2 protein-coding genes, 1 tRNA gene and 1 pseudogene are annotated in these 2826 nt (G+C 74.1%); 2 read left to right on the top strand and 2 right to left on the bottom strand.

Features of this window, described 5'->3' with window-relative positions:
• Nucleotides 1-285 precede the first annotated feature (285 nt).
• A pseudogene (locus ABD207_RS17125) lies at nucleotides 286-1236 on the bottom strand (HAMP domain-containing sensor histidine kinase); the annotation flags it as partial.
• A gap of 365 nt (nucleotides 1237-1601) precedes the next feature.
• On the opposite strand from ABD207_RS17125, the gene ABD207_RS17130 reads away from it, so the two are divergent.
• Both ABD207_RS17130 and ABD207_RS17135 read left to right on the top strand, forming a co-directional pair.
• Nucleotides 1602-1856, top strand: a complete 255-nt coding sequence (locus ABD207_RS17130; protein WP_344013930.1) for a DUF3040 domain-containing protein — start codon at nucleotides 1602-1604, stop codon at nucleotides 1854-1856.
• A 243-nt stretch (nucleotides 1857-2099) separates the two neighbouring features.
• Entirely contained in the window at nucleotides 2100-2525 is a 426-nt protein-coding gene (locus ABD207_RS17135; RefSeq protein WP_344013932.1) for a hypothetical protein, read from the top strand.
• A gap of 113 nt (nucleotides 2526-2638) precedes the next feature.
• Here ABD207_RS17135 and ABD207_RS17140 read toward each other — a convergent pair.
• Nucleotides 2639-2711: transfer RNA gene (locus tag ABD207_RS17140), tRNA-Lys, on the bottom strand.
• Between the last annotated feature and the right edge of the window lie 115 nt (nucleotides 2712-2826).

Raw genomic sequence — 2826 nt, forward strand, 5'->3', positions numbered from 1 at the left:
GGCGGCGGAGGCCGGGGCCGGATCGGGGGTCGTGCCCCGCGGCACGGCGGGCTCGGCGGCGGGAGCGGCAGGGCTGTCGGCGGTGGGGGCATGGGGCGGGTGACCGGCAGCGGGAACGTCGGCCGGAGCCGGGCCGGCCGTCGCGGCGGGAGCCGGCGCGGGAGCCGCTCCCGGAATCACAGCGGGCGCGGGAGCCGCTCCCGGAATCACAGCGGGCGCGGGAGCCGCTCCCGGAATCACAGCGGGCGCGGGAGCCGCTCCCGGAATCACAGCGGGTGCGGGAGTCTCTCCCGGCCTCGGGACGGGGACGGTCAGCCGGACCTCGGTGCCGGGGCCACCTCCGGAGGGCGGGCCCACCGTGAGGTGCGCCCCGATGAGCAGCGCGCGTTCGCGCATGCCCCGGATGCCCGCGCCCTCCGGGACGTCGCCGATGCCGCGGCCGTCGTCGCGGACCCGCAGCTCCACACCGGCCGGGGTGCGGCGCAGGGTGATCTCGGCGCGGGTGGCGTCGGCGTGCCGGGCGGCGTTGGTGAGGCCCTCCTGTGCGACCCGGTACAGCACCAGCTCGACCTCCTGGCCCAGGTCGGGCAGGTCGGCGTCGAGACGGTGCTGGACGGTGAGGTCGTACGCGGCGAACTCCGAGGCCAGCGCCTTCAGGGCGCTGACCAGCCCCAGCTCGTCCAGCACACCGGGCCGCAGCCGGCGGGCGATGCGCCGGATCTCGTCCAGGCTCCCCCGGGTGGTCTCCTGCGCCAGCTGCAGCTCCTCGCGCAGCTCGGGCGGGGCGTGGTCGGCGGCCCGCTTCAGCTGGAGCAGGACCGCGGTGAGGCTCTGGCCGACCTCGTCGTGCAGTTCCTGGGCGATCCGCCGGCGCTCGCCCTCCTGCGCGGACAGCGCCCGGGCGCTGCTGGTGGCCCGCTCGTCCTCCAGCCGGTCCAGCATGGTGTTGTACGTGCTGATCAGCTCGGCGATCTCGCCGCGCCCGCCGACCGCGGGACGCTTGCCGGGGCGGAGCAGGTCCGTGGTGGTCATGGCGCGGGTGAGGCGCTGCAGCGGGGCGAGTCCGACGCGCAGCAGCAGCGCGTTGGCGACGAGCATGGCGGCGAGTCCCACGGTGAGCACCGCGGCCTCCGTGAGCAGCACCGGAGTGGAGACGGTGACGGGTCCGAGCAGCAGGGCGGTGGCCGTGATCAGCACAACGGCGTTCAGCAGGAAGATCCGCCAGAACAGGGGCACCCCACCGCCTCCTCGCCATGCGTCCCACCGCAGCCCGCTCCCGGTGCGGCGCAAGCCGTGGACGGCTCACGTCCCGGGGCGCGGCACGGGCCGTCATCACCAGCGTGTGCGCTGAGGCGGCCGAACGCCATCCGTGGCGTCACCCATTTCCGCACCGGGAGGCCACAGCAGCACGCTGATGTCCCTAGGGGACGGGGCACTCGGCAAATGGGGTCCGGGTCGGGGGGATATGGGGGCCTGACCCGATGGTCGGCGGTGCCGGGGCGAGGGAGCCTGGAAGTGACGGGGCGGCCGGAAGCATCGTCACCTCCGCCGTACCAGCAGCCATCACCCTCGCTGCCCCCGACGGTCGGGAAGGAGGAGCCGTGCCCAAGTCGGACGACGAGCGTCTCGTCGACCTCGAGGCCCGCTTCGAGCAGGAGGACCCGCACTTCGCCCGCTCGTTCACCAGCGGGCGCCCGGCCCGCCCGCGCGAGTTCCGCCACGCCCGCGCCTGGTGGGCGCTGATCATCGGAGTGGGCCTGCTGATCGCGGGCCTGGTCCTGCCCGACGGCCTGATGATCGCCGCGGGCCTGGTCCTGAGCGGCCTGGCGGTCCAGCTCTTCGACCCGCCTCGCTGACCTTTCGTCCGGGGCGCGGCCTTTCTCCTACTCCTTCTCTTCTCCCCTCCCCCTATGTCTCCTGTCTCCCCTCCCCCTATTCCTCTCCTCATGTCCTGACCCTTGCCGATGTCCTGATCCTTGCGGTCGCCGTCCCGCTCCCGCCGCGCGCCGGGACGAACCGCTGGCGGTTCCCCGCCGGGGTGGGAAAATCGAAGGCGCTCGGGCCTCGCGTCCGGCAGGCAGCGGGAGGGGAGCATCAGCATGATCCAGTGGGTGCGCCTCGGCACCGGGCGGAAGCCGGTTCCCGAGCCGGCCGCCACCGGGCTGGTGTGGGCCGGTGCGTTCGGCGGTGCACTCACCCTGGTGGCGCTGATCAACACGATGCTGGGGCCGGGCCGCCCCCATCTCGCGCTCACCGCCCTGTCCCTGCTCGCCGCCGCGCTCGGCGTGTGGGCCCGGTTCACCGCGGCCCCCGGGACGGCCGTGCTGTGCTGGCTGTTCCTCAACGGGTTCGCCATTCCGCCCGAAGGCGTCCTCACCTGGGCCGGTACGCGGGACGCCCTCTGGCTCGGCTGTCTGCTCGCCGCCGCCCTCGTCGGCACCACCACCTCCCGGCTGGCGCACGCCCGCGCGGCCTACCACCGCCTCACCACGGCCACGGACCCGGACGACGGCCGCCTCCTGTGAACCGGGCGGCACGCCGCGAACGCCGGCCGCAAACGCCGCAGCGCCCGACCCGGCTGATGCCCGGTCAGGCGCTGCGAGGCAGGTCGGAGGTCGTGCTCCCCGTCTGCGGGAGGTAGGCCCTGTGGGACTCGAACCCACAACCAATGGATTAAAAGTCCACTGCTCTGCCAATTGAGCTAAGGGCCCTCGGCGATGTTGCCTCCCCGAGCATAGCTGCACGTGGCCGTCTCGCCGATCGGGTATCCGGGACGGGAGCGTCGGCCGGTCACCCGGACGAGCGGAAGGGCCCGCACGACGGTGG

This window comes from Streptomyces thermospinosisporus, from assembly GCF_039526425.1.
Taxonomy (GTDB): Bacteria; Actinomycetota; Actinomycetes; order Streptomycetales; family Streptomycetaceae; genus Streptomyces; species Streptomyces thermocarboxydovorans.